General features: G+C 60.9%; 2 protein-coding genes. One reads left to right on the top strand and one right to left on the bottom strand.

What is annotated here, in order from left to right; genetic code table 11:
- Window positions 1-212, top strand: a 212-nt coding sequence (locus tag AC11W3_RS15980; protein WP_484093340.1) for a hypothetical protein, incomplete at its 5' end; no start/stop codon positions are given.
- On the opposite strand, the gene AC11W3_RS15975 is transcribed toward AC11W3_RS15980, so the two are convergent.
- A partial coding sequence (locus AC11W3_RS15975) for a tetratricopeptide repeat protein (protein WP_484093339.1) occupies window positions 192-1,812 on the bottom strand: 1,621 nt, incomplete at its 5' end. The two genes, AC11W3_RS15980 and AC11W3_RS15975, sit on opposite strands and share 21 nt — an antisense overlap.

Here is a 1,812-nt window from a genome sequence, read left to right as displayed (position 1 = left end):
TCTCCAATGCCGACTTCGCCCATCACCTCGTCTTTCAGGACAACCTCTCCTTCGAGCAGATGGAGCAGGCGGTCCAGAGGGCGAACAAGGCATTCTACCTGCGGCCGGGTTACATCCTGAAGAGGCTTTTCGACGTACGCTCCCTCTGTGAGCTGAGCCAGTATGTCGGCGGCGGGATCGACGTCTTCAAGTCAGTGCTGGTTAAAGGCTGAAGTTCTGCCGTAGCTCTTCCCGTTGCGCAGCAGGACCTCGAGCTGCGCGAGGAACTCCTTCGCCTCCGGGTGAGCGGGGGATATCGCGAGGGTGGTCCTGAATTCCCTGGCCGCCTCTTCGTACCGGCCGACCACAACAAACGCCCTCCCCAGGTTGAAGTGTGCGTCCAGGTACCGTGGGTAGAGCCTCGCGGCCTCCTCGAATTCTGTGATCGCATCGCCGTAGCGCCGCTGATTGCCGTAGTAAGTCCCCAGATTGTTGTAGGCACGGGCGCTCTTCGGGTTCTTGCTGATCACATCCCGCCAAATCGTCTCCCAGTTTTCCCACACTCCGTTTCTCGCATACGCAGTCCCTGCCAGGATGAGTACGGCTGCCATTAACACGCCCGCCGTGAGGTTCGCCGCCGCTAGGTTCCTCACCCTGGTCTTTGCCAGGATGGCCGAGGCGAGTGCGGCCGCGGCGAGGAAGAACCCGACCGAAGGGAGGTAGAGCCGGTGTTCGAAGATGATATCGGTGATGGGAATGATGCTCGATTCCACTGACAGCGTGATGAAAAACCAGAAGATGCCGAAGGCGGTCAGCCGGGAGGTGCAAATGGTTATCGATGAACGGGCCGGCCCGGTCCCGGAATCCCCGGGAACCTTGCTGGTGTTGCCGGTGGAGCTGGTGTCCCGGTTCTTCTTGCTCGAAAGGTGAAAGAGGTAGAGTGCCGCCGCGACGAGGGTGAGCAGGATCGTCAGGGAGCAGAGGGCGCGCGGCGCCAAGATGGTGCGGTTTATCGGATAGGCGTAGTCGAGGTTCTGGTCGATGGGGAGTACCAGCAGGCGCAGATAGGTGACGATGACGCTGAACTGGGTGCAGAGATATTCCCAGCGGGAAAGGGTCGGTTCGGCCACGGTGGCTGAGCTGACGTCGGTGAGAAGTTGATCTACCGGTTTCAGCACGTTTATCATGCTGAGCGGGATGATGACCGCGGTCATAAGGAGCGGTGCCAGCAAGGCGAGTCGCCGGCGGTTCGGCCGGCCGAAAAAGCACCACTCGTAGAGGAGTGCCACAAAGGGGAGGGTGAAAGCGATCTCCTTCGTCTTCATGGCCAGCACAGCCGAGAGGAGCGACAGGAGCCAGAAAGGGAGGAGCGAACGGGAAGCGAAGTCTGCACCGCGTGCGCTGGAGAGTCGCCACTTGACGTAGGAGACCAGGGCGCCGAGGTAGAAGAGGGTAGCCAGCGAGGTGAGTCGCTGGACAACATAGGTCACGGCCTGGGTCTGGACCGGGTGGATCACGAACATCAGGGCAGCGAGGAAAGGGAGGAACCGTGACCAGCCGGAAAACGAGTGTTGAGCGGTCTCCGCACCTTGGTCTTCACCGGTGCGTTCCGCAAAAAATGTGCTCCTGAGGGTTAGCGTGACCAGGGCGTAGACCAGCAGTCCGTTGACGATGTGTATGGCCAGGTTGACCAGGTGGTAGCCGGCGACGTCGAGGCCGCCGAAGTAATAGTTGAGGGCGAAGGAGAGGTAGCCGATGCAGCGGTTGGGGCGCTCGCTGAAGCCGGTGCCGCCGGGGAGGAAGTTGGAGAGGTGCTGGATTTCGGGGTTCTCG

The organism is Geomonas sp. (genome assembly GCF_056994735.1).
This window is presented reverse-complemented; position numbering and strand designations above follow the sequence as displayed.